This window comes from Paenibacillus validus NBRC 15382, assembly GCF_004000985.1.
In the GTDB taxonomy this organism is placed as follows: Bacteria; Bacillota; Bacilli; order Paenibacillales; family NBRC-103111; genus Paenibacillus_G; species Paenibacillus_G validus.
Genome location: NZ_BIMH01000119.1, coordinates 1 through 1,322, shown reverse-complemented (window position 1 = coordinate 1,322; position 1,322 = coordinate 1). Strand labels below are relative to the sequence as shown.

Sequence of the window (1,322 nt, the reverse complement as noted above, 5' to 3'; positions counted from 1 at the left end):
TAATAAAAAATGTACTAGAAAAACATTTCTGATTTTCTCTTCTTGTGCTATCCTACATAATAAACAACTTTTTGAGGTGAATTTATGCAATCTTCTACTGTAGTGCCAACAACATATTCAAGAACAAATCCATTTCAAGCGAAAGTTCTCAAAAATGTAAATTTAAATGGAGCAGGTTCTAATAAAGAAACGAGGCATCTCGAGCTATCGTTAAAAGGATCTGACCTCTCATATGTCCCAGGTGATTGCCTTGGTATTATCCCTGAGAATGATCCGGAACTAGTGGCTTCCCTTCTTGAGGAAATGAAATGGGATGCAGAACTGTCTGTTTCAGTTAATAAGCAAGGGGATACACTTCCCTTAAAAGAAGCGTTAGCAAGACACTTTGAAATTACGTTATTGACGAAAAAAATTATCCAGCAGGCAGCGGAATTATCAGAAAATGAAGAGCTACAAAAGCTGGTATCCGATGAAAATCTAAATCAACTGAAAGAATATATCGACGGACGTGATTTGCTCGATTTGTTACGAGATTTTGGTCCATGGAAAGCTTCTGCCCAAGAGATTGTCTCTTTATTAAGAAAAATGCCGCCACGGCTATATTCAATTGCTAGCAGCATTACCGCTAATCCCGAGGAAGTGCATCTAACCATCGGTGCTGTGCGCTACACAGCTCACGGACGGAAGCGCAAAGGAGTTTGTTCTGTTTTATGTGCTGAACGTCTTCAAGAGGGAGATACGCTTCCAGTATTTATTCAACAAAACAAACACTTTAATCTACCAGAGTCCCCAGATAAAGATATTATTATGGTTGGTCCTGGGACAGGTATTGCACCATTCCGTTCGTTTATCCAGGAACGTGCAGTGAATGCAGCATCAGGTAGATCATGGCTATTTTTTGGAGATCAGCATTCAGCATCGGATTTCCTGTATCAAAACGAGCTGGAAAAATATCAAAAAGATGGGGTATTGACAAGATTAGAGGTTGCGTTCTCCCGTGATTCGGCGGAAAAAGTATATGTACAGCATAAAATGCTTGAAAACAGTAAGGAATTGTTTGAGTGGCTAAATAATGGAGCATACTTCTACGTTTGTGGAGATAAGCAATATATGGCGAAAGACGTCCACAATACTCTAATTAGCGTTATTGAAAAAGAAGGTTCGATGACCCGTGAAGCTGCCGAAGCGTATTTAAATGATATGCAAGAGCAAGGGCGTTACCAACGTGATGTGTATTAAAATGAATATTAGTGAGCAGCACTAAAAAAGAGTGACTTTATTTCGCAATTAGCGGTCATAAAGAAACAGGCCATCCTTCTTTA

General features: G+C 39.3%; 1 protein-coding gene. It reads left to right on the top strand.

Features of this window, described 5'->3' with window-relative positions:
• The first annotated feature begins 84 nt into the window (after window positions 1-84).
• On the top strand, window positions 85-1,239 hold the full coding sequence (locus PVA01S_RS26315; RefSeq protein WP_127610832.1) for a sulfite reductase subunit alpha: 1,155 nt from the start codon (window positions 85-87) through the stop codon (window positions 1,237-1,239).
• The last annotated feature ends 83 nt before the right edge of the window (window positions 1,240-1,322 follow it).